This window comes from Blastomonas sp. RAC04 (assembly GCF_001713435.1).
GTDB lineage: Bacteria > Pseudomonadota > Alphaproteobacteria > Sphingomonadales > Sphingomonadaceae > Blastomonas > Blastomonas fulva.
In genome coordinates this window covers 465,737-484,162 of record NZ_CP016460.1, presented here as the reverse complement: position 1 = coordinate 484,162, position 18,426 = coordinate 465,737, and the positions used below count along the sequence as shown (strand labels likewise).

18 protein-coding genes are annotated in these 18,426 nt (G+C 64.5%); 7 read left to right on the top strand and 11 right to left on the bottom strand.

Features of this window, described 5'->3' with window-relative positions; genetic code table 11:
- Positions 1–49 precede the first annotated feature (49 nt).
- Positions 50–946 (bottom strand): helix-turn-helix domain-containing protein, encoded by an 897-nt coding sequence (locus tag BSY18_RS03380; protein WP_150126194.1) that lies wholly within the window; start codon positions 944–946, stop codon positions 50–52.
- A gap of 166 nt (positions 947–1,112) precedes the next feature.
- Entirely contained in the window at positions 1,113–3,395 is a 2,283-nt protein-coding gene (ptsP, locus tag BSY18_RS03375) for a phosphoenolpyruvate--protein phosphotransferase (protein WP_054136145.1), read from the bottom strand.
- A gap of 233 nt (positions 3,396–3,628) precedes the next feature.
- Between ptsP and BSY18_RS03370 the strand changes: the two genes are divergently transcribed.
- Positions 3,629–4,699, top strand: coding sequence for a sensor histidine kinase (locus BSY18_RS03370; RefSeq protein WP_069049653.1), 1,071 nt, complete (start codon positions 3,629–3,631; stop codon positions 4,697–4,699).
- A 46-nt stretch (positions 4,700–4,745) separates the two neighbouring features.
- On the opposite strand, the gene BSY18_RS03365 is transcribed toward BSY18_RS03370, so the two are convergent.
- Positions 4,746–5,867 (bottom strand): DUF5694 domain-containing protein, encoded by a 1,122-nt coding sequence (locus tag BSY18_RS03365; RefSeq protein WP_442856568.1) that lies wholly within the window; start codon positions 5,865–5,867, stop codon positions 4,746–4,748.
- Between the two features lie 316 nt (positions 5,868–6,183).
- The gene (locus tag BSY18_RS20585) at positions 6,184–6,342 is read right to left on the bottom strand and encodes a YdcH family protein (RefSeq protein ID WP_082382447.1); all 159 of its coding nucleotides are present in this window, start codon (positions 6,340–6,342) and stop codon (positions 6,184–6,186) included.
- A 204-nt stretch (positions 6,343–6,546) separates the two neighbouring features.
- On the opposite strand from BSY18_RS20585, the gene BSY18_RS03360 reads away from it, so the two are divergent.
- The 4 genes from BSY18_RS03360 to BSY18_RS03345 all read left to right on the top strand — a co-directional run bounded on the left by BSY18_RS03360 (position 6,547) and on the right by BSY18_RS03345 (position 9,670).
- A complete protein-coding gene (locus tag BSY18_RS03360) occupies positions 6,547–6,744 on the top strand; it encodes a YdcH family protein (protein WP_054136142.1) in 198 nt (65 codons plus the stop codon).
- Between the two features lie 129 nt (positions 6,745–6,873).
- Positions 6,874–7,353 carry a DUF1465 family protein gene (locus BSY18_RS03355; RefSeq protein ID WP_069049651.1) on the top strand — a complete coding sequence of 160 codons (480 nt, stop codon included), beginning with the start codon at positions 6,874–6,876 and terminating at the stop codon, positions 7,351–7,353.
- Positions 7,354–7,460: 107 nt separating this feature from the next.
- Complete coding sequence (locus tag BSY18_RS03350; protein ID WP_069049650.1) at positions 7,461–8,567, top strand: phosphotransferase; 1,107 nt, start codon at positions 7,461–7,463, stop codon at positions 8,565–8,567.
- The gene (locus BSY18_RS03345; protein WP_069049649.1) at positions 8,561–9,670 is read left to right on the top strand and encodes a hypothetical protein; all 1,110 of its coding nucleotides are present in this window, start codon (positions 8,561–8,563) and stop codon (positions 9,668–9,670) included. Before BSY18_RS03350 ends, BSY18_RS03345 begins: the two co-directional genes overlap by 7 nt.
- A gap of 6 nt (positions 9,671–9,676) precedes the next feature.
- On the opposite strand, the gene BSY18_RS21395 is transcribed toward BSY18_RS03345, so the two are convergent.
- The 6 genes from BSY18_RS21395 to BSY18_RS03315 all read right to left on the bottom strand — a co-directional run bounded on the left by BSY18_RS21395 (position 9,677) and on the right by BSY18_RS03315 (position 14,860).
- The gene (locus BSY18_RS21395) at positions 9,677–11,002 is read right to left on the bottom strand and encodes an RcnB family protein (RefSeq protein ID WP_069049648.1); all 1,326 of its coding nucleotides are present in this window, start codon (positions 11,000–11,002) and stop codon (positions 9,677–9,679) included.
- 193 nt (positions 11,003–11,195) lie between these two features.
- Positions 11,196–11,678: a GAF domain-containing protein gene (locus BSY18_RS03335; RefSeq protein ID WP_069049647.1), complete on the bottom strand. Its 483-nt coding sequence runs from the start codon at positions 11,676–11,678 to the stop codon at positions 11,196–11,198.
- A gap of 25 nt (positions 11,679–11,703) precedes the next feature.
- The gene (arfB, locus tag BSY18_RS03330; protein ID WP_069049646.1) at positions 11,704–12,111 is read right to left on the bottom strand and encodes an alternative ribosome rescue aminoacyl-tRNA hydrolase ArfB; all 408 of its coding nucleotides are present in this window, start codon (positions 12,109–12,111) and stop codon (positions 11,704–11,706) included.
- On the bottom strand, positions 12,104–12,817 hold the full coding sequence (locus BSY18_RS03325; RefSeq protein ID WP_069049645.1) for an RluA family pseudouridine synthase: 714 nt from the start codon (positions 12,815–12,817) through the stop codon (positions 12,104–12,106). Before BSY18_RS03325 ends, arfB begins: the two co-directional genes overlap by 8 nt.
- A gap of 5 nt (positions 12,818–12,822) precedes the next feature.
- Complete coding sequence (locus BSY18_RS03320) at positions 12,823–13,815, bottom strand: LLM class flavin-dependent oxidoreductase (RefSeq protein WP_069049644.1); 993 nt, start codon at positions 13,813–13,815, stop codon at positions 12,823–12,825.
- A 112-nt stretch (positions 13,816–13,927) separates the two neighbouring features.
- Positions 13,928–14,860, bottom strand: a complete 933-nt coding sequence (locus BSY18_RS03315) for a hypothetical protein (RefSeq protein WP_069049643.1) — start codon at positions 14,858–14,860, stop codon at positions 13,928–13,930.
- Positions 14,861–15,095: 235 nt separating this feature from the next.
- Here BSY18_RS03315 and BSY18_RS03310 point away from each other — a divergent pair, with 235 nt between their 5' ends.
- Positions 15,096–16,472: a cytochrome P450 gene (locus tag BSY18_RS03310; protein ID WP_069051666.1), complete on the top strand. Its 1,377-nt coding sequence runs from the start codon at positions 15,096–15,098 to the stop codon at positions 16,470–16,472.
- A gap of 166 nt (positions 16,473–16,638) precedes the next feature.
- Complete coding sequence (gene gpmA, locus BSY18_RS03305; RefSeq protein ID WP_069049642.1) at positions 16,639–17,325, top strand: 2,3-diphosphoglycerate-dependent phosphoglycerate mutase; 687 nt, start codon at positions 16,639–16,641, stop codon at positions 17,323–17,325.
- A 12-nt stretch (positions 17,326–17,337) separates the two neighbouring features.
- Here the strand turns inward: gpmA and BSY18_RS03300 are convergent, their stop codons facing one another.
- A complete protein-coding gene (locus tag BSY18_RS03300; protein ID WP_069049641.1) occupies positions 17,338–18,363 on the bottom strand; it encodes an adenosine deaminase in 1,026 nt (341 codons plus the stop codon).
- Positions 18,364–18,426: the final 63 nt, after the last annotated feature.

The window sequence follows — 18,426 nt, the reverse complement described above, 5'->3', positions numbered from 1 at the left end:
ATTGATGTCATGACGTCGCTGAACCTGAGTTGACCAGCGGTGGCGGGGTTCATCCCGCCTGATCGGTGCCGGTGCTGGCCTCGGTTGATTGCTGCGCAGGCTCTGCGGGACGCGCCAGCAGAGCGGTGGCGGTTACGGGAACATCCTTGACCGCAACCTCCGATGTGCCCAGCGGCGCCACGGTGCGACCGCCCACGGTGATCTCGAACGCGTCGGGACGTCCGGTCCAAACCTGCGGGGCCACGGCATCTGCGGGCACGGTGTACTGCTCACCCAGCGCCATCTGCTTCTGCATAAGCTGCTTGCCTTCGCCATCGTAGAACTTGATCCAGATATTGTCCTCGGTCGCGGTGAACACGACTTCGGCCTTGGGATCGACGGCGGCGGCGGCAGCGGCGGGCTTGCGATTGGCGGCAGCACCGGCTGCCGGGGCGCGCACGCTGCCTGCCTCGGCATCGGCTGCCTGCGCAAGTTCCTCGACATTGGCGCCCGGGAAGAAATAAGTCCGCCAGATGCCGAACCCGGCAATCAGGATGACCGCGCCCACCGCAGCGGCCAGCCACGCGATCCGCGCCGATGGAACCTTGCTGGGCTCGTCGAGATCGAACTGGGTCGCTTCGCGCGACGGCCCGGCGGACGAACTGCCCAGAGCTTCGCGGATCGACTGTGCAATCTCTTCTTCGGGAAGATCAACAGCGCGGGCATAGGCGCGGCCGAAGCCAATCGCATAAGTGCGTCCGGGCAGCCCGGCGAATTGGCCCGCCTCGATCGATTCAAGATGACGAACGGGAATGCGGGTGCGCGAGGCGACGTCGTCGAGCGTCATCTTGTGTGCCACACGCGCGTCGCGCAGACGTTCTCCGGCATGGGCGGGCGGGAACAAACTTCCCGTCTCCGCACCATCTGCTGATGGTTCGCCTTGTGCTTCCTCTGGCGTCTTGGCCACGTGCGCGCTCCCGACCCGGGTTTACCCGGTTGTAGTATTGCCCCTGCCCAGCAGAAACACCGAATGGCCGCCAAAGTCAACGTTTTTGGGCGATTCCAGCGGGTTTATCTATGCAAACAGATGTAACTGAACTGCCTCTTGACGGAGTATTGCAAACCTTTGCGGGTCACGCCAGCTCGACCCCTTGTGCCTGCGCCCAGGCGAGCAGTTCGCCGCGCATGTCGGCAGGCGGATGGCTCAGCAGCTCTTCCATCTTGGCGCTGGCCGCCGCGATGTCGAGCGAGCGCACCATGGCCTTGATCGGCCCGACGGCAGCGGGCGTGATCGACAGCCGCCGCATGCCGATGCCGAGCAGCGCCAGCGCCTCGAGCTGCCGCCCGCCCATTTCGCCGCATACTGTGACGTCGATGTTATAGGGTGCAACGTCGCGGACCACCCGGCGCAGGAAGCGCAGGATCGAGGCCGAGATCCAGTCGTAGCGCTGCGCCAATTTGGGGTGAGCGCGGTCAGCTGCCAGCAGGAACTGGGTGAGATCGTTGGTGCCGATCGACAGGAAATCGAGCTTTGGTCCAAGGATATCAAGCGTTTCGGCAAGCGCAGGCACCTCGAGCATCGCGCCGTAGCGGATGCGCTCGGGCAACATCTTCTTGCGCGCCTTCAGGAACGCGAGCTGGTCTTCGAATACCTGCCGCGCGGCATCAAACTCCCAAGGCTCTGCCACCATCGGGAACATGACGTTGAGCGTGCGCCCTGCAGCCGCCTCGATCAGCGCGCGCGCCTGCACCTTGAGCAGCCCGTCGCGCTCCAGCGCCAGCCGCAGCGCGCGCCAGCCCATCGCGGGGTTCTCCTCGCCCGGCCCGTCCTCGCGCAGATAAGGCAGCGACTTGTCGCCGCCGATGTCGAGCGTGCGGAAGATCACCGGCTTTTCGCCTGCCGCATCGAGAACGTCGCGGTACAGGCGCAGCTGCCGCTCGCGCTGCGGCAATGTCGCGGAGACGAGAAACTGGAATTCTGTCCGGAACAGCCCGACGCCATCGGCGCCCGAAACCGAAAGATGCGCAATGTCGTCGCGCAGGCCTGCGTTGATCAGCACCCCGATTCGCGTACCGTCCTTGCTCACAGGCTCGACATCGCGCAGCGCGGCATAGGCCGCCATCTTCTCGCGACTGCGCAGGAACTTCTGCTCGAACGCCTCGATCACCTGCGGCGCGGGGCGGATGAGCACCGAATTCTCGTTGGTGTCGATCAGCAGGTGGTCGTCCTGGCGCACCTGGTGGCGGATGTTGCGCATCCGCCCCATCACCGGAATGCCCATTGCGCGCGCCACGATCGTCACATGCGCGGTGAGCGATCCTTCCTCAAGGATCACCCCCTTGAGCCGCCGCCGGTCGTATTCGAGCAGTTCGGCCGGGCCCAGGTTGCGCGCGATGAGGATGGTGTCCTGGCGCAATCCCATCTGCGCTGCGGTGCCGATCTGGCCCGAGACGATGCGCAGAAGCCGGTTGGAGAGGTCCTCAAGATCGTGCATCCGGTCGGCGAGCAGCGGATCGTCGATCTGCCTCATCCGCATCCGGGTGCGCTGCTGGACGCGCTCGATCGCCGCTTCCGCAGTCAGGCCGCTGTCGATCGCCTCGTTGATCCTGCGCGACCAGCCTTCGTCATAAGCGAACATCTTGTAAGTCTCGAGTACCTCGTCGTGCTCGCCACCGGTGCCGAATTCCGCCTGGCTCGACATCTTGTCGATCTGCTCGCGCATCTTGATGAAGGCCGAATAGACCCGCTGGCGCTCGGCCTCGACGTCCTCGGCGACCACATGCTCGATGGTGATGCGCGGCTGGTGGAATACCGCCTTGCCGCTGGCAAGACCCGCGACCAGCGGAAAGCCGATCTCGTGTTGCGAATGGGTGAGCTCGGCCTGCCCGTCAAAGGTGCCGTGTTCGTCGACCATCTCGGCATTGGCGATCAGCTCGGACAACACCATCGCCACCGTCTGCATCGCCTCGATCTCGACCTCGAGATAGCGGCGCGGTTCGACATGCTGGATGCACAACACCCCGATCGCGCGTTCCATGCGGACGATGGGAACCCCGGCAAAGCTGTGGAACTTTTCCTCGCCGGTTTCGGGGCGATACTGGAAGTCCGGGTGCGCGGTGGCCTCGGCAAGGTTGAGCGTCTCGACATTCTTGGCGATCGTGCCCGTAAGCCCCTGCCCCAGGGCCAGCTTGGTGACATGGACCGCCTCCTGGTTGAGACCGCGGGTGGCGAACAGCTCGAGCACGCCTTCGCGCAGCAGATAGATCGAGCACACCTCGCTGTTGAGCGAATCGCCGATGATGTCCACCACCTGGTTGAGCTTGGCCTGCGCATTGGATCGTGCGGCCATAACGTCGTGCAGACGGGTCAGGATGTTGCGGGCGGCAAGGGTGGCGTTGATCTGGGCTTCCGACATGGGCGGAGGTCTAGCACGCAGTTGCGCGCTAGGCTATCGGGGGTTGGCCCCGATTTGGCAGCGAGGGGTTGCGTCCCCACCCGTTACGAATTCGTGCGCGATGGATGCCACCGGCATGCTAGCAGACGGATATCGGGACAGTATTCGGTTTTTGCCGATCCATATCTGCTTCAAAAAATGGGATGCCAACAAGGCCGCGTCTTGCGGTCCGGGCAACCGGAAGGGCGTGCCACATGGCTGCCGATCAAACACCGATCAATCTGGGCCGCTCGCTGGGGCTGGCGGTCGTGCTTGCGTCCAATGCACCTCTGCTGCTGCTCGACGACAAGCTGACCATTGTTGCCGCGAGCGACAGCTTTTGCGCCGCGTTCGGGATCGATCCTGCAACCGTTACCGGACAAACCATCTATGATCTGGACCACCACCATTGGGACCTGCCGCGGCTGCACTCGCTGATCGACGCGACCCTGTCAGGCGCGGCGGATATCGAAGCCTATGAGATGGAGATTCTGACCAGCGCCGGCGCGACACGCTGTGTGGTGATCAAGGCGCAACTGCTTGAATATGGCGACATCGACAATTCGCGGATGCTGGTCACGGTCATCGATGTCACCGAGACACGTAAGGACGATAAGCGCCACAAGGAGCTGATCCAGACCAACGCGGCGCTCCTGCACGAGATGCAGCACCGGGTGGCCAACAGCCTGCAGATCATCGCAAGCATTCTGATGCAGAGTGCCCGCAAGGTGCAGTCTGAAGAGGCACGCGGCCATCTGAGCGATGCGCATCAGCGCGTCATGTCGATCGCGACCCTGCAGCGCCACCTCGCCCAGTCCGATGGCGGAGCCGTCGAACTTTCGCCGTATCTGACGCAATTGTGCGCCAGCATCGGCGCTTCGATGATTCACGACCGCAAGAGGTTGACGCTAACGACGCGGGTCGACCCGGTTCTGATCGACGGGGACGTTTCGGTGAGCATGGGTCTGGTCGTGACCGAACTGGTGATCAACGCGCTCAAGCACGCGTTTCCGGATGGACGCATCGGCCATGTCGTTGTCGGCTATACCGCAGACGCAGACGACTGGACGCTTTCGGTGTCGGACGACGGCATCGGCATGGACGCGGATGCCGAAGATACCCAGGCCGGGCTCGGCACCCGCATCATCCAGGCGCTCGCCAAGCAGTTGGGGGCGATAATCTCCGTCGAGAATGCCGCGCCGGGCACGCGCGTCTCGCTGATCCATACGCGGAAAATCGCGCGTGAGGTCGCGGAGAATGACGAGGCGGAAAATGGTGTGGCATAAAAACCCGCGCGCACCAAAGTGCGACGCATGGGTTCCGGATTAAGCCCTAGCGAAGAACCGCACCGGCATCGGCCAGATGGACGTCGTGCATTTGATTCAGATACGCATCGTAATAGCCCTTGTGCGATGCGCCGACGATGGTCAGCAGGCGCGTGCCCGGATAGCGACCGATGATGTCGCGCATGTTTGCCACCATGCGCAAATTCCGCGTTTCCCAATAACCGACATATTGCCTACCAAAGCCCTGGGGCGACGGCTCGACCAGTGCGGCCCCGAAATCCGATCGATAAACGAGCATGGGCGCATCGGGTGCGTTATAGGCGCGGTAGAGGTTCAGCAGGCCATCGGGCTGCGCCAGTCGTGCGGTCAGCTGCTCGCTTTCGGCCCGACGCGCGCGGGTTGCCGGGTTGTCCCAGGCCTTCGTGATCGCCGCTTCATTTGCCTGGATCTCTTCTGGGATGACCGGTCCAGGCGAGTCCGCAGAGTGATCGTCGACGCTCCACAGCCGCTCGAGCCCCAGCCGCGTGGCAAGCGTGGCAGCGACCAGATAGGTCTCGTTGCGCCGCGTCCGGGCTTTCTCCAGCGTGGTGACAAGAGCGTCGGTCAGGCCGTCTCCTGCTCGGCGTTCCTCGGCTGGCAGCCTGAGCCACTGCACCAGCGCCGACCCGCGTTCGCCCGAAGCGAGGAATATCGCTGCCAGCTGCCGACGCTGCGCGGGGGCGGGTGCTGCCGGCCACGCGGCGAGCAGGCGTTCCGCCTCGGCATTGGCCGCTGGAACGTCGAGCCCGGTGGCTTGCCCCGCTGGAGCGGGATCGAAGCAGTAGGTCTTTACCGTCTCTGCGTACCGTGAAGGATAGCGGCGCAGACTGTCGCACTGCAGGCCGGAAAGGTCCTCGGTCGCAATCGCCGTTGGACGCCACGCGGCGAGCCGGTCGAGCAATGGCGCGAGCATGTCGGGCGTGAAGCTGTCGGGAAGCCCGGACAGGTGCGGCGTGCCGAGGACCAGCACCTCATTCGGCGTGCTGCTGGCGGGCAGCTTCAGGGCGCTGGGATCGAAGCTGGGGCGATAGAACTGCGCGGATACAGGCAGGGCGCAAAGCGCTATCCCCACACCCAGCATCATGCGCGTCCTGAAAAGGCCGAATACTGTCATGCGGTCCGAACTCATGCCCCCCCCCTTCCCTGATGTGTGTTGCTGTATTGGTACACCATATCAAATTGGCTGTCCATGGCCGCTGCGCTGCCCCATACGCAGCCACGCCTGCATCGCGCGGACCGCATTCGCCCGCACGTGCATTCTGCCCCTGGTGTGAATTGCCCTTGATGGGAAGGAATCATGTCCAGCGAGCCGTTGCTCCAGCTGGCGGAGGGCATTTTCGCCCCTCCCCGTCGCCCGGCGCGCGATCTGACCCCTCGTCAGACGCGCCGGGCTTGGATTTGGCGTCCGGGATCTGCCCCGGTCCGCTCTAGATCAGATCAGTTGATCAATGCAGGCTGATCTCTTCCTTGATGCGCAGTTTCTGCTTCTTGAGCTTGGCAATCAGCGCGGTATCGGGCGCCGGCCTGCGTTCCTCGTCGTGGATCATCCGTTCAATCCCGGCATGCTTGGCCATGAGAGCTTGCGTATGACTGTCTTGCAGCATGTATGTCTCCTTCGACTCGTTGCCTTCTCATCTTGGGATCGTGATCTAAACATAAAATTTATGGGCTGTCTGTGGTGTTATGCACAGGTGCGCTTGCAATGCGGCGAAACATTCCATAACCGCGACAATCGGCAGGCGTGTGGTCTGCCCACAGGATAATCCGGTGCCCGATGCGGCCCGGCCAGGTCTGGAAAGGCGTCGCGCGTGACAGAGGAAGAAGTCCGGCAGAAGCTGGCCTTGCTGCGCATCGAACATCGCGACCTCGATCATGCCATCGGCTCGTTGAGCAACGGCGGCACCACCGATATGCTGCAGCTTGCCCGGCTGAAGAAGCGCAAGCTGCTGCTGCGCGACCAGATCGCCATGCTCGAAGATTATCTGATCCCCGACATCATCGCCTGATCGCCACGACCGCATCGCGCCTTCATCCAGACAGGCGCAACTGTTCCGCGTTGACACAGGCGCGGTGTTTGCAGGCTTAACCATAGGTTCCGGCTGGGCAGCCCCACGGGATTTTGGCAAGGATGGGGCATGTCCAACCACCAATTCCCTTTCACGGTCAAACTGGTCGAGTCGCTCTATGTCGAGGCGATGGTGCTGGCCGACGAGGCGCGGTCCTATTTCGAGCTGACGCCAGAAGACCAGGGGCTTACCCGGCATGACGACATTCGCATCGACATGTCGTGCGAATCGCTGCGCGTGACCACCCGACTGATGCATTCGATCGCCTGGCTGCTCAACCAGAAGGCCTATTTCGCAGGCGAACTCTCGCTGCACCAGTTGCACAGCCGCAGCCGTTCGCTGGGCAAATGCACCTCGAGCGATCCGTTCGTGGTTGCGCGTCTGCCGCAGGAAGCCCAGCGGCTGGTGCAAGAAACCCAGCACCTGCTCGACCGGCTGGTCCGGCTGGAAAAGTCGCTCGAGGCCGAGCGGCTGGGCTTTGTCGAGGAAACCGCCTTGCGCCCCGCGGTGCTGCAGATGCAGGCGCGGCTCGCCAGCGAACTCGCCTGACACGGCGCATCTGCCCCCTGCCCAACTGAGCGATTGCAATCCTTCCGCGCTGGTTTAATCATACGATTAAACTATCGACCGGGTCAGAACCGGCGGAGAGGAATGGCATGGAGGCGTTTCCAACGCGGGCGGAGGATATCACCCCGGACTGGCTGCAGGCTCAGCTCGACAATGCGGGCGTGCTGGGCGGCGCGCGGATTGCCGCCATCACCTGCGCGTCGATCGGCACCGGTCAGGTGGGCGATACCGTGCGGATCGCGCTGGCCTATGACCGCCCTGCCCCCGGCGCCCCGGCCTCGATCGCTGCCAAGCTGCCTTCGCGCGACGCCACCAGCCGCTCGACCGCGGCGCATTTCCGGCTCTATCTGCGTGAGGTCAACTTCTATGCCCGGATCGCCCCCCTGGTCGCGATGCGGGTGCCCAAGGTCTATGCCGCGTTGATCGAGCCGACCGGATGCGATTTCATCCTGCTGTTCGAGGATCTGGGCCCGGCGCGCGCTGGCGACCAATTGGCGTCCTGCACGCTCGACGAGGCCCGGCTGGCGGTGTGTCAGGCGGCATCGCTGCACGCGTCAACCGACAATCTGAGCGTGCTGGACGAGGACTGGCTGCTCCCCGATCCGCAAGCGCGCGACTGGATCATCCAGGCCTATCCCGGCGCGCAGGCCGTGTTCCGCGAGCGTTATGCGGGGCAGATCGAGCCCGAATACCTCGCCATCTCCGAGGCGCTGGCCGACGCTGCGCCGCACTGGTTCGGCTGGCAGCCCGGCACTCGCTGCCTCACCCATGGCGACTTCCGGCTCGACAATATGCTGTTTGACATTCGCGGCGGTGCAGAGCCTCTGGCGGTGGTCGACTGGCAGACCTGCGTCACCGGCGCCGGCACCAGCGACCTTGGCTACTTTCTGGGCACCGGCATCGGCACCGATCTGCGCCGCGCGCACGAAGCCGAGCTGATCGATCTGTATTGCGCCGAAATGACCCGCCACGGCGTGCCGCGCAGCAGCAACACGATCTGGGACGATTACCGCATCGGCGCGCTGTCGGGGCTGTCGACCGCGGTGTTCAGCGCCGCCTTTGTCGAGCGCACAGCCCGCGGCGATGCCAACTTCCTGTCGATGGCGCGCGGCGCGTGCAGCCTCGCGCTGGACCATGACAGCATCGGCGCGCTGCTATGCCATGCGGAGCGCAACACGGAGACCACGACATGCTGACCCGAGGCGATGATTACCCGCTGCACCAGACCGCAGAGCCGATCGCCTATGCTGGCACCGACCGCAATTTTTACGACCGCTATTTCTTCAACGGCTACAACCCCGATGGCACCGGCTTCTTCGCGCTGGCCTTTGGCGTCTACCCCCATCTCGATATCGCAGATGCGAGCTTTTCATTCATTAGCAACGGGTTGCAGCATGCTCTTCACGCCTCGCGCGAGCTTGCCATGGAGCGGATGGACATGGCCGTAGGGCCGATCCGCATCGAGGTGATCGAGCCGCTCAGGGTCTTGCGCATCCTGGTGGACGGTGAAGGCATCCGGGCCGACATCACCTTCACCGGCCGCGCCTTCCCGATCGAAGAGCCGCGCTTCACCTTCCGCAACGGTCCGCGCACCTTCATGGACTACACCCGCATGACCCAGAACGGGCACTATAGCGGCTGGATCGAAATCGATGGCGAGCGGGTCGAACTGGCGCCAGGCTGCGCGGGCACCCGCGACCGCAGCTGGGGCGTGCGCCCGATCGGCGCGCCCGATGCCCAGCCGCATTCCGGCAGCGCCCAACCGGCATTCTTCTGGCAATGGACCCCGATCAACCTGCCCAGCCGCAGCCTGTTCTTCCACCTCAACGCACACCGATCGGGATCGGCGTGGAACACCCGCGCGGTGGTCGCACCCGATGGCGCCGGGCATGACGGGTTCGATGAGACGCCCTCGGCGCTGCTGGAGACGCAGATCGAGCCCGGCACCCGCTGGCCCGCAGGGGGGACGCTGACGATCCAGACCGATACCGGGCCACTCGCCGTGACCTTCGAGCCGGTGCAGCGGTTCCAGATGCGCGGGCTGGGCTATACCTGTCCGAAATGGGGTCATGGCCGCCACCACGGGCCCCTGGTGGTAGAGCGCGATGTCATCGATCTTGCCGCAATCGATCCGATGGCACCGACGATGGAAAACCTGCACGTGCAAATCCTCTGCCGCGTCACCACCAGCGAAGGCGAACAGGGGCTGGGCACGTTCGAACAGCTGGTGCTCGGACCCTATGAACCCTGGGGACTGACCGGCTATGTCGATTCGCCGGTCAGCCGCTCCAAGGACTGAAACCGCCTACCTGGCGTGCACTTTCACGTTCTTGCTGCGATAGACCCTGGGGCGGTGGCGAACGGGAACCGTCTCGGTCACCACCACCTCTTCGGTGCAATTGCAGGCAGCAGGCGTGATCGTCACCGTGGTGACGATCGGCGGCGGGTAGTAATAATAATATCCCGACGGCGGGGGCGGATAGCCGCCCTGACCCGGAGGCGGCGGATAGCCGGCCCCCTGTTGGGCGAGAAGACGCCTGCAGCGTTCGCGGTCCTCGGCCTTGTCGATCACCATCCCGGCGACGGCGCCGACGCCCGCGCCGATCAGCGTTCCACCGGTGCGGTTGCCGCGTCCGGCGACGCGGTTGCCCGCAAGACCGCCGACAGCCGCGCCGATCGCCGCGCCGCCCAGACCGGTTTCACGGCGGCAGGCCTCGAGAAAGGCGGGGTCGTAGTCACCGGCAAAGGCAGGCGGCGGGGCGATGGGAGGCTGGCCGTAGCTGACGCCGTAGCCGCCCTGCGCCTCGCGCGCGAGCAGCCGCTTGCAGCGCTCGCGGTCTTCCGCCTTGTCAAGCACCATGCCAGCGATCGCGCCGACGCCTGCGCCGATCAGCGTGCCGCCGGTGCGGTTGCCGCGTCCGGCGATGCGGTTGCCCGCAAGACCGCCCGCAGCCGCGCCGATCGCCGCGCCGCCCAGACCGCTGTCACGGCGGCAGGCTTCGAGAAAGGCGGGGTCGTAATCGCGGTCATATTGCGCGACCGGAGGCGGAGGCGCCATATCATCGGGGTCGTAATCGACCCCCGGCGCCGAGTCTTCTGCGGTCCGTGCCCAATGCGTGCCATGCACCACCTGATCGTTGCCGAGCAGCAGATCGCCGTCGTAATTGTACGGATCGTAATCGGGCGAATAGGTCTGGCTGACCACTGCCTGCCCGGCCTGCGCCGCCTGCCAGTTCACGCCCTGCAGGCTGTCATACACACGGCCATTGCGATCGGTCAGCACGGCGTCGTCATAATAACGCGACCAGCCATAGCCCTGCGCCGGGCGGGCCAGGCCATAGCCCTGCCAGTTGGAGATGTAGTAAGTTGGCACGATCCAGATGCGGGGCAGCAGGAAGCCACGGAACGGGCGGACATAGGCAGGCGCGCCGACCGGGATGCGCGCGCCATAGGACGGCATGCCCACCGGTCCACGCTGGAGGGCACTGCCCGCCTTGAAATCGAGCCTCGACGGCAGCGGCCGCGACAGCTGCGAATCGGCGGCCTGAACAGGCAGGGCCAGCGAAACTGCACCACCGATACAGGCGGCAACGGCAGCATGGCGCACAGAAGCAAAAGCGCGGCTCTTCATGGTTAACTCCCCTCGGACAATCGGGCAGGCCATCGCAGAAAAGGGACGCAACCGCCCCCCGCCCATCCAGCCTGGTTAAGCGATTGTTAGCATTTACAGGGGGTTTGCACCATCGCACCGATGTAAAACCGGGTGCCCTGGCGCGGGCTGTTTCAATATGGGGCAGCGCACACGAACAGGTTAACGCAAGGGTTCAGATGCGTCCGGCGAGCGTTCTGGCCAGCCGCTCGATCCCGGCGCGGTCGTCTGCATCGAACCGCGCCAGATGCGGGCTGTCGAGATCGATGACATGGGTCACTTGTCCTTCATGGATCACCGGCACCACAAGTTCGGACTGGCTCGCAGCATCGCAGGCGATGTGACCGGGAAAGGCATGGACGTCGTCGACCAGCTGGGTTTCGCCGCTGGCTGCCGCGGTGCCGCAGACGCCGCTGCCCAGCGCGATGCGGATGCAGGCAGGCTTGCCCACAAAAGGGCCCAGCACCAGCTCGCCATCGACCATGCGATAGAAGCCCGCCCAGTTGAGCCCGGGCAGGAACTGGCCCAGCAATGCAGCGACATTGGCCATGTTGGCGACACCGTCACGCTCGCCATCGACCAAGGCAAATGCTGCGGAATGCAGGTCGTCATACAGCTGGGGTTTGGGAGTATTTGCATCAATTTCAAACGCGTACATGCCAAAGCTTTCACACAATAAAAGGTCAGTCGAAGGCGACGCGACCCCGGTTCTTCTTCACCGTCGACCGGTTCTTCTTGCCCGCCAGCCGCTCGGTCTTGCCCACGCGGTTAAGCCGCGACTGCGCGCGGGTGGCGGGCAGATCATAGGCCTCTGCCAGCATCGCCGACACGCGTTCGCGCGCCAACTTGCGATTGGCCTCCTGCGTGCGGTGGTTGCGCGCCAGGATGACCAGCTCGCCTTCCTGGTTGATCTTGCTACCTGCCAATGATTTCAGTCTGTTATAGACTAAAGGTGGCAAACCTAGAGCGTAAATATTGACGTGCAGCTGGACCGCTGTTGCCACCTTGTTGACGTTCTGGCCGCCAGGGCCGGAGGCGGTGATGAACCGTTCGGAGACGATTGCGTGATCGGGGACGGTGAAATCATTCATCGCCTGCCGCCTCGGCCACGCTCTGGTCTTGCTGGGGGCCAAATCCCAGATCGATGAAGCGCCTGGGCATCGGTGCGGCGGCGAGCACTGGCGGCTTGTCCCCGCGCGGCACCACCAGCCCCGCTGCATGCAGCATCAGGCCCGAGGAATAGCTCTTGCCGTAAAACGGATCGCCGAGCAGCGGCTTGCCCAGCCCGTGCAGTGCATGCACGCGGATCTGGTGGGTGCGTCCGGTCTCGGGGCGGAACTCGACGAGCGTCCGCCCGCCTGTCGCCGCGATCCGCTTCCAGTGCGTCACCGCGCGCTTGCCGGCGGCGTCGGGCACGATCCGCCAGCCAGCTTCGGCAGTGCTGGTCTTGCCCAGCGCGATGTCGATCGTGCCGAGGTCGTCATCGAGGTCGCCCTCGACGATCCCGAGATAGGTCTTCTCCACCGCGCCACTCTCGAACGCCGCTCCGAAGCGCTTGGCCGCCTTGGCGTGGCGCGCCAGCAACAGACAGCCAGACGTGTCCTGATCGAGCCGATGCACAGCCGTCGGCGACCGCTGGAAGCCGAAGCGCAACTGGACGAGATAATCGTCGAGACTGCGCCCGCCCTTGCGCGGCTGGGTGACCGGAAGCCCCGCGGGCTTGTCGATGACGATTGCCTCGCCATCCATGAACGGTAGCGTCTCGGCGACGCAAAAGGCTGGTGTGTGAAAACCCATGATCGTCAGGCCGCCTCTGCCATCTCGAAGCTGCGCGCGAACAGTTCGATCGCGCGCATCCGGTCGGCATGGTGATAGGCATTGCACGAGATCATCACCTCGTCCGCACCGAACGCCTCGACCAGCACCTGCACCTTGTCGCGCACCACATCGGGCGTGCCGAAGGCAGCGATCCGCGCCTGCGCGCCGATGATCATCGCCTCGCGCTCGGTAAAGCCCATATCGCGGCTTTCCTCGGGCGACACCGCAGGCTGAAGCCCGCCTCCGAGCAACCGCGCGATGTTGAGGAAATAATTCTTGCGCAGCAGATCGGCCTGATCGGCATTGTCACAGGCAAAGGCGGTGGTCGCGAGCATGACATAGGGCTTGTCCAGCGTCGCGCTGGGGCGGAAATTGTGGCGGTACAGCTCGGTCAGCCCCGGCGTTGCCTGCGGGTTGATGAACAAGGCGAGCGCATAAGGCAGCCCCAGTTGCGCTGCGAGCATTGCGCTGTCGGGGCTGGTGCCGAGAATCCAAACCGGAACGTCGCCCGCCGGTTCGGGGCTGAGCCGCGGCTCGGCGAGGTCCCCGGTCATGTACCCGACAAGATCGGCCACCTGCTGGGGAAAATCGCGGAACGAGGGTGGGTGCGGCGCAGACAGGGCCGCTGCGACCCGCATCTCCCCACCGGGCGCACGGCCCACGCCCAGATCGATCCGGTCGGGATAGAGGTTGCTCAGCACTGCAAACTGCTCGGCGATCTTGTAGGCGCTGTAATGCGGCAGCATCACCCCGCCCGACCCCAGACGGATCCGCGAGGTATGCGCGCCCATCGCCGCCATCAGGATTTCCGGCGCGCTGCCGCACAGGAAGCGGCTGGCGTGATGCTCGGACACCCACAGCCGGTGATAGCCCAGCCGGTCGGCCAGGCGCGCGGCCTCCAGCGTGCCGGAAAGCGCGGTGGCGGCAGGGACATCGGCGAAGCGCACCGACTGGTCGAGCAATGAAAATTGTACCATGCCCTCAATGATAGGGCATTTGGGGCGGGTCACAAGGGCCACCGGTGTTTCGGTGGCCCTTGTGCCGCTGGCCGATCGGGCTGCGCGACTGCGTCAGCAGCCGATCAGGCGATCAGTTTTCCTGCATGTCCTGTGGCCGCAGTCCCGACATGTCGGGGACAGTGCGCGGCGCAGATCCGGGCGACCGGTCGATCCGCTGCTGACGCTGCGGACGCTCGGCGCGCGGGGGTGCGCCGCCGGGCTGTGCCTGGGGAGAAGACTGGCGCATTGTCGGGCGCTGGCGGCGCTCGCCGCGCATGCCCTGCCGACCTTCCAAACCCTGGCGACCCTCGATGCCCTGGCCATTGCCGGCTCCGCCATTGCCCTGCCAGTTGCGACGTCCCTCGCGCCCCTGACGGGGCTGGCCGATGGCATCCTGCTGGCGCTGCTCCCAGCGTTCCATGCGACGCTGGCGATCCTCGGGGGTCAGGCCGCCCATGCGCTCGCGCTCGCCCTGCCGGGTGCGGGGAACCTCGCCGGCATTGTTGCGGCGTTCCTGGCGCCAGTCGCGGCGATCATCGAGCGTCTCGCGCCGGTTCTCGCGACGATAGTCGCGGCGGTCGTCACGCCGATCCTGGCGGAATTCCTGGCGGCCGCCGCGGCGCTGCTGCTGATACTGCCAGCGCTGCTGACCCCAATACTGCCGGTGCCGGTTCTGCATCGCAAAGCGACGTCCGCCGGGGCGGTCGTAGATCCACGTGCCATAGCCGGGATAATAGAAATTGTCCCAATAGCCGCCGCCAAAGCCGATCTGGCCAAAGCCCAGCCCGGCGTCGCAGCCATAAAAGCCGTCCCAGGCCGAATAGGCGTCGCAATAAGGGTCATAGCCACCGGCATAGCCGCCGCTGCCCACGCCCACGGAAACGCCGCCATAGCCGCCATAATCGCCCACGCCATAGGCGCAGGCCGACAGCGAGACCGCGCCCAGCGCGACAGCGGCGATACGGACGACACGCCGGCCAAGGGACGGGATGCGGATCTTTTCAAGAAATGCAGATTGGGTCAAAGCCAAGGTTTCCTGTCTCGCCGCAAGTCCTGGCGCGGCGGGCCGGCGGAGCGGAGCCCCGATAGTTTGTTCATACAAATGCCAAGTTGAATTAACGATGAATGATTTTCCCGCCGTCAGACAGTGCTTGCTAACATTGGTGTCAGTTGGTATTTAATGGCTCGATTAAAACAGTGCAGAGGATTCCCCCATGGCCACCGTCCTTGCTCCCCAAGCGCCTGCTGCCCCGCGCGAGATGTTTCCCGACCACAGCATCCAGCGCGACAGCGGCAACCCGCACTGGACCCCCCTGCCCGGCAGCAACGCGCTGGATCATATTCCGGGCGAGGATGGCCTGCCGATCCTGGGCGTGACGCTCAGGATGCTCGCCGACCCGGAAGGGTTCGGCAATGAAATGCGCGCCAAATACGGCCCCGTCTACCGCACCAATGCCTTCGGTCGCCGTCAGGTCGCGCTGTTCGGCGCAGATGCGAACGAACTGGTGCTGTTCGATCGCGACAAGGTGTTCTCGTCCGAGCAAGGCTGGGGCCCTGTGCTCAACCTGCTGTTCCCGCGCGGACTGATGCTGATGGACTTCGACCATCACCGCGCCGACCGGCGTGCGCTGTCGATCGCCTTCAAGCCCGCGCCGATGCGCCATTATGCCGAATCGCTCAACGAGGGCATCGGCGCGCGCGTGCTGCAATGGTCGAACAAGGACATCACCTTCTACTCCGAGATCAAGAAGCTGACGCTCGATCTGGCCGCGACATCGTTTCTCGGCATCCCCTGGGGCCCCGAAGCCGACAAGATCAATACCGCGTTCGTCGACATGGTGCAGGCCTCGATCGGCGTGGTGCGCCGTCCTTTGCCCTTCACCAAGATGGGCAAGGGCGTCGCGGGACGCAAATTCCTGGTCGACTATTTCACCCCGCAGGTGCTGCAGCGGCGCGAGCAGCAGGGGCCGGACATGTTCAGCCAGTTCTGCCGCGCCACGCGCGATGATGGCAGTTTGCTCACCACCGACGAGGTGGTCGATCACATGAACTTCCTGATGATGGCGGCGCACGACACCATCACCTCGTCGGCAAGCTCGCTGATCTGGCTGCTCGCCAAGAACCCCGAATGGCAGGACAAGATTCGCGCCGAGCTGCTGGAGCATGCGCCTGCCGGTGCGCCGATGCCCTATGACGCGCTCCCCAATCTCGAGCTCACCGAAATGGCATTCAAGGAAGCGCTGCGGCTGATCCCGCCGGTGCCCTCGACCCCGCGCCGCGCGCTCAAGGATTTCGAGTTCGGCGGCTATCGCATCCCTGCGGGCACGCCGGTCAGCATCAGCGCGGCCTATACCCACAAGCAGGAAGAGCACTGGCCCGAGCCGCACAGGTTCGATCCCCTGCGCTTCACCCCCGAAGCGACGCGCAACCGCCACAAATACGCCTGGGTGCCGTTTGGCGGCGGTGCGCATATGTGCCTGGGGCTGCACTTTGCGTACATGCAGATCAAGGTGCTGCTGCACCATGTGCTCAGCCAGCACCGCATCGTCATCGAGCCGGGCTATGAGCCGGGCTGGCAGGCATGGCCGATCCCGCAGCCCAAGGACGGGCTGAAGGTGCGCTTCGAGACACTTTAACCCCGCCGCCTTCTGCGGGACCCCCGCGCATGCGGGGGTCCCGCTTCTGCCGCTGACGTCGCGAAAAAGCGGGATTCCCGCGTTCGCGGGAATGACGATTGGAAAACGGGTTTTCTCTGGCTTGCATCGGCGCTAGGTGGCGGCAACAGAAACAGGAGACGCCCCGATGCCGCAACTCGTCCTCATCCGCCACGGCCAGTCGCAATGGAACCTGGAGAACCGGTTCACCGGCTGGTGGGATGTCGATGTGACCGAAAAGGGCGCCGAGGAAGCACGCGCGGCCGGAAGGCTGATGCGCGACAAGGGGCTCGATTTCGACATCGCCTTCACCTCGCTGCAAACACGGGCCATCAAGACGCTCAATCTAGCGCTCGAAGAGATGACCCGGCTGTGGCTGCCGGTGGAGAAGGACTGGCGGCTCAACGAGCGCCATTATGGCGGCCTCACCGGTCTCGACAAGGCCGAGACCGCGGCCCGGCACGGCGACGAGCAGGTCCACATCTGGCGCCGCAGCTTCGACATCCCGCCGCCGCCGATGGAAGCCGGATCGGAATTCGACCTGTCCAAGGACCGTCGCTACGCTGGCATCGCGATCCCCAACACCGAAAGCCTCAAGGACACCATCGACCGGGTGCTGCCCTATTGGGAAAGCCGCATCGCGCCCGAACTCAAGGCCGGCAAGCGCGTGATCATCTCTGCCCATGGCAATTCGCTGCGCGCCTTGGTCAAGCACCTGTCGTGCATCGCCGATGGTGCCATCACATCGCTCGAAATCCCCACCGGCCAGCCGATTGTCTACGAACTTGACGAAAACCTCGCCGAAGTCGAGCGCTACTACCTCTCCGAGCGGTAAGCGCAGGCGCGCTCAGCCAGCGAAATGCGCGTCGTAATGGTCGATCTCGGCCAAAAGATGCGCAATCTGGTCGGGCGGCAGGAACGATCCGGTGAAGCTGTTGCGTGCCAGCGTGCGCAGCTGCTCGCGGCTCAGATTGAGCGCAGACGCGATTGCGTGGAAATTGGCGTTCACATAGCCACCGAAATAGGCCGGGTCGTCCGAGTTGACCGTCGCCTTGAGCCCTGAAACGAGCATCTGCTTGACCGGGCTGTCGGCGATATCGCCGATCACGCACAATTTGAGGTTGGAAAGCGGGCAGACGGTCAGCGTCATCCCCTCGCCCGCCAGTCGTGTCACCAGCGCAGAGTCCTCCATCGCGCGGTTGCCGTGGTCGATGCGATCGACATGGAGCACGTCGAGCGCCTCATGGACATATTCGGGCGGCCCCTCCTCGCCCGCATGCGCGACGAGCTTGAGCCCCAGCGACTTGGCCCGCGCGAACACATTGGCGAACTTCGAGGGTGGATGGCCCATTTCGGACGAATCCAGCCCCACGCCCGCGATCCGATCCAGATAGGGCAGTGCTTCGTCGAGCGTCGCCTGCGCCGCAGCTTCGTCGAGATGGCGCAGGAAACACAGGATCAGCCTTGACGTAATCCCCCACTGTTTCTCGCCATCTGCGAGCGCGTCGCTGATCCCGGTGATCACGTCTGCAAAGGTCACCCCGCGCTCGGTATGGCCCTGCGGATCGAAGAAGATCTCGACATGCCGGACATGGTCGTCGTGCGCGCGTTCCAGATACGCCCAGGTCAGGTCGTAGAAATCCTGCGCCTTCAGCAGCACCGCCATGCCCTGATAATAGATATCGAGGAAATCCTGCAGGTTGCTGAAGTTGTAGGCGTTGCGGATATCCTCGACGCTGGCGAACGGGATATCGACATGGTTGCGCTGCGCCAGCGCGAACAGCATTTCGGGCTCGAGCGAGCCTTCGATGTGCAGGTGAAGCTCGGCCTTGGGCAGGCGGTCGATATAGGCGGTGCGCTGGTCGGGGGTCATGAAGGGCTTATGCCAAGGGGCTAGTGGCGGCGCAATTGCTTGTATCGCCATCTTCTTCACCCC

Excerpts from the sequence above, each read along its gene's own strand:
- BSY18_RS03310 (WP_069051666.1), top strand. The coding sequence starts at position 15,096 with ATGTTTCCCGACCACAGCATCCAGCGCGACAGCGGCAACCCGCACTGG.
- arfB (WP_069049646.1), bottom strand. The coding sequence starts at position 12,111 with ATGAATGATTTCACCGTCCCCGATCACGCAATCGTCTCCGAACGGTTC.
- BSY18_RS20585 (WP_082382447.1), bottom strand. The coding sequence starts at position 6,342 with ATGCTGCAAGACAGTCATACGCAAGCTCTCATGGCCAAGCATGCCGGG.
- BSY18_RS03365 (WP_442856568.1), bottom strand. The coding sequence starts at position 5,867 with ATGAGTTCGGACCGCATGACAGTATTCGGCCTTTTCAGGACGCGCATG.
- BSY18_RS03370 (WP_069049653.1), top strand. The coding sequence starts at position 3,629 with ATGGCTGCCGATCAAACACCGATCAATCTGGGCCGCTCGCTGGGGCTG.
- BSY18_RS03355 (WP_069049651.1), top strand. The coding sequence starts at position 6,874 with ATGTCCAACCACCAATTCCCTTTCACGGTCAAACTGGTCGAGTCGCTC.
- BSY18_RS03300 (WP_069049641.1), bottom strand. The coding sequence starts at position 18,363 with ATGACCCCCGACCAGCGCACCGCCTATATCGACCGCCTGCCCAAGGCC.
- BSY18_RS03320 (WP_069049644.1), bottom strand. The coding sequence starts at position 13,815 with ATGGTACAATTTTCATTGCTCGACCAGTCGGTGCGCTTCGCCGATGTC.
- BSY18_RS03350 (WP_069049650.1), top strand. The coding sequence starts at position 7,461 with ATGGAGGCGTTTCCAACGCGGGCGGAGGATATCACCCCGGACTGGCTG.
- BSY18_RS03345 (WP_069049649.1), top strand. The coding sequence starts at position 8,561 with ATGCTGACCCGAGGCGATGATTACCCGCTGCACCAGACCGCAGAGCCG.
- gpmA (WP_069049642.1), top strand. The coding sequence starts at position 16,639 with ATGCCGCAACTCGTCCTCATCCGCCACGGCCAGTCGCAATGGAACCTG.
- ptsP (WP_054136145.1), bottom strand. The coding sequence starts at position 3,395 with ATGTCGGAAGCCCAGATCAACGCCACCCTTGCCGCCCGCAACATCCTG.
- BSY18_RS21395 (WP_069049648.1), bottom strand. The coding sequence starts at position 11,002 with ATGAAGAGCCGCGCTTTTGCTTCTGTGCGCCATGCTGCCGTTGCCGCC.
- BSY18_RS03335 (WP_069049647.1), bottom strand. The coding sequence starts at position 11,678 with ATGTACGCGTTTGAAATTGATGCAAATACTCCCAAACCCCAGCTGTAT.
- BSY18_RS03325 (WP_069049645.1), bottom strand. The coding sequence starts at position 12,817 with ATGGGTTTTCACACACCAGCCTTTTGCGTCGCCGAGACGCTACCGTTC.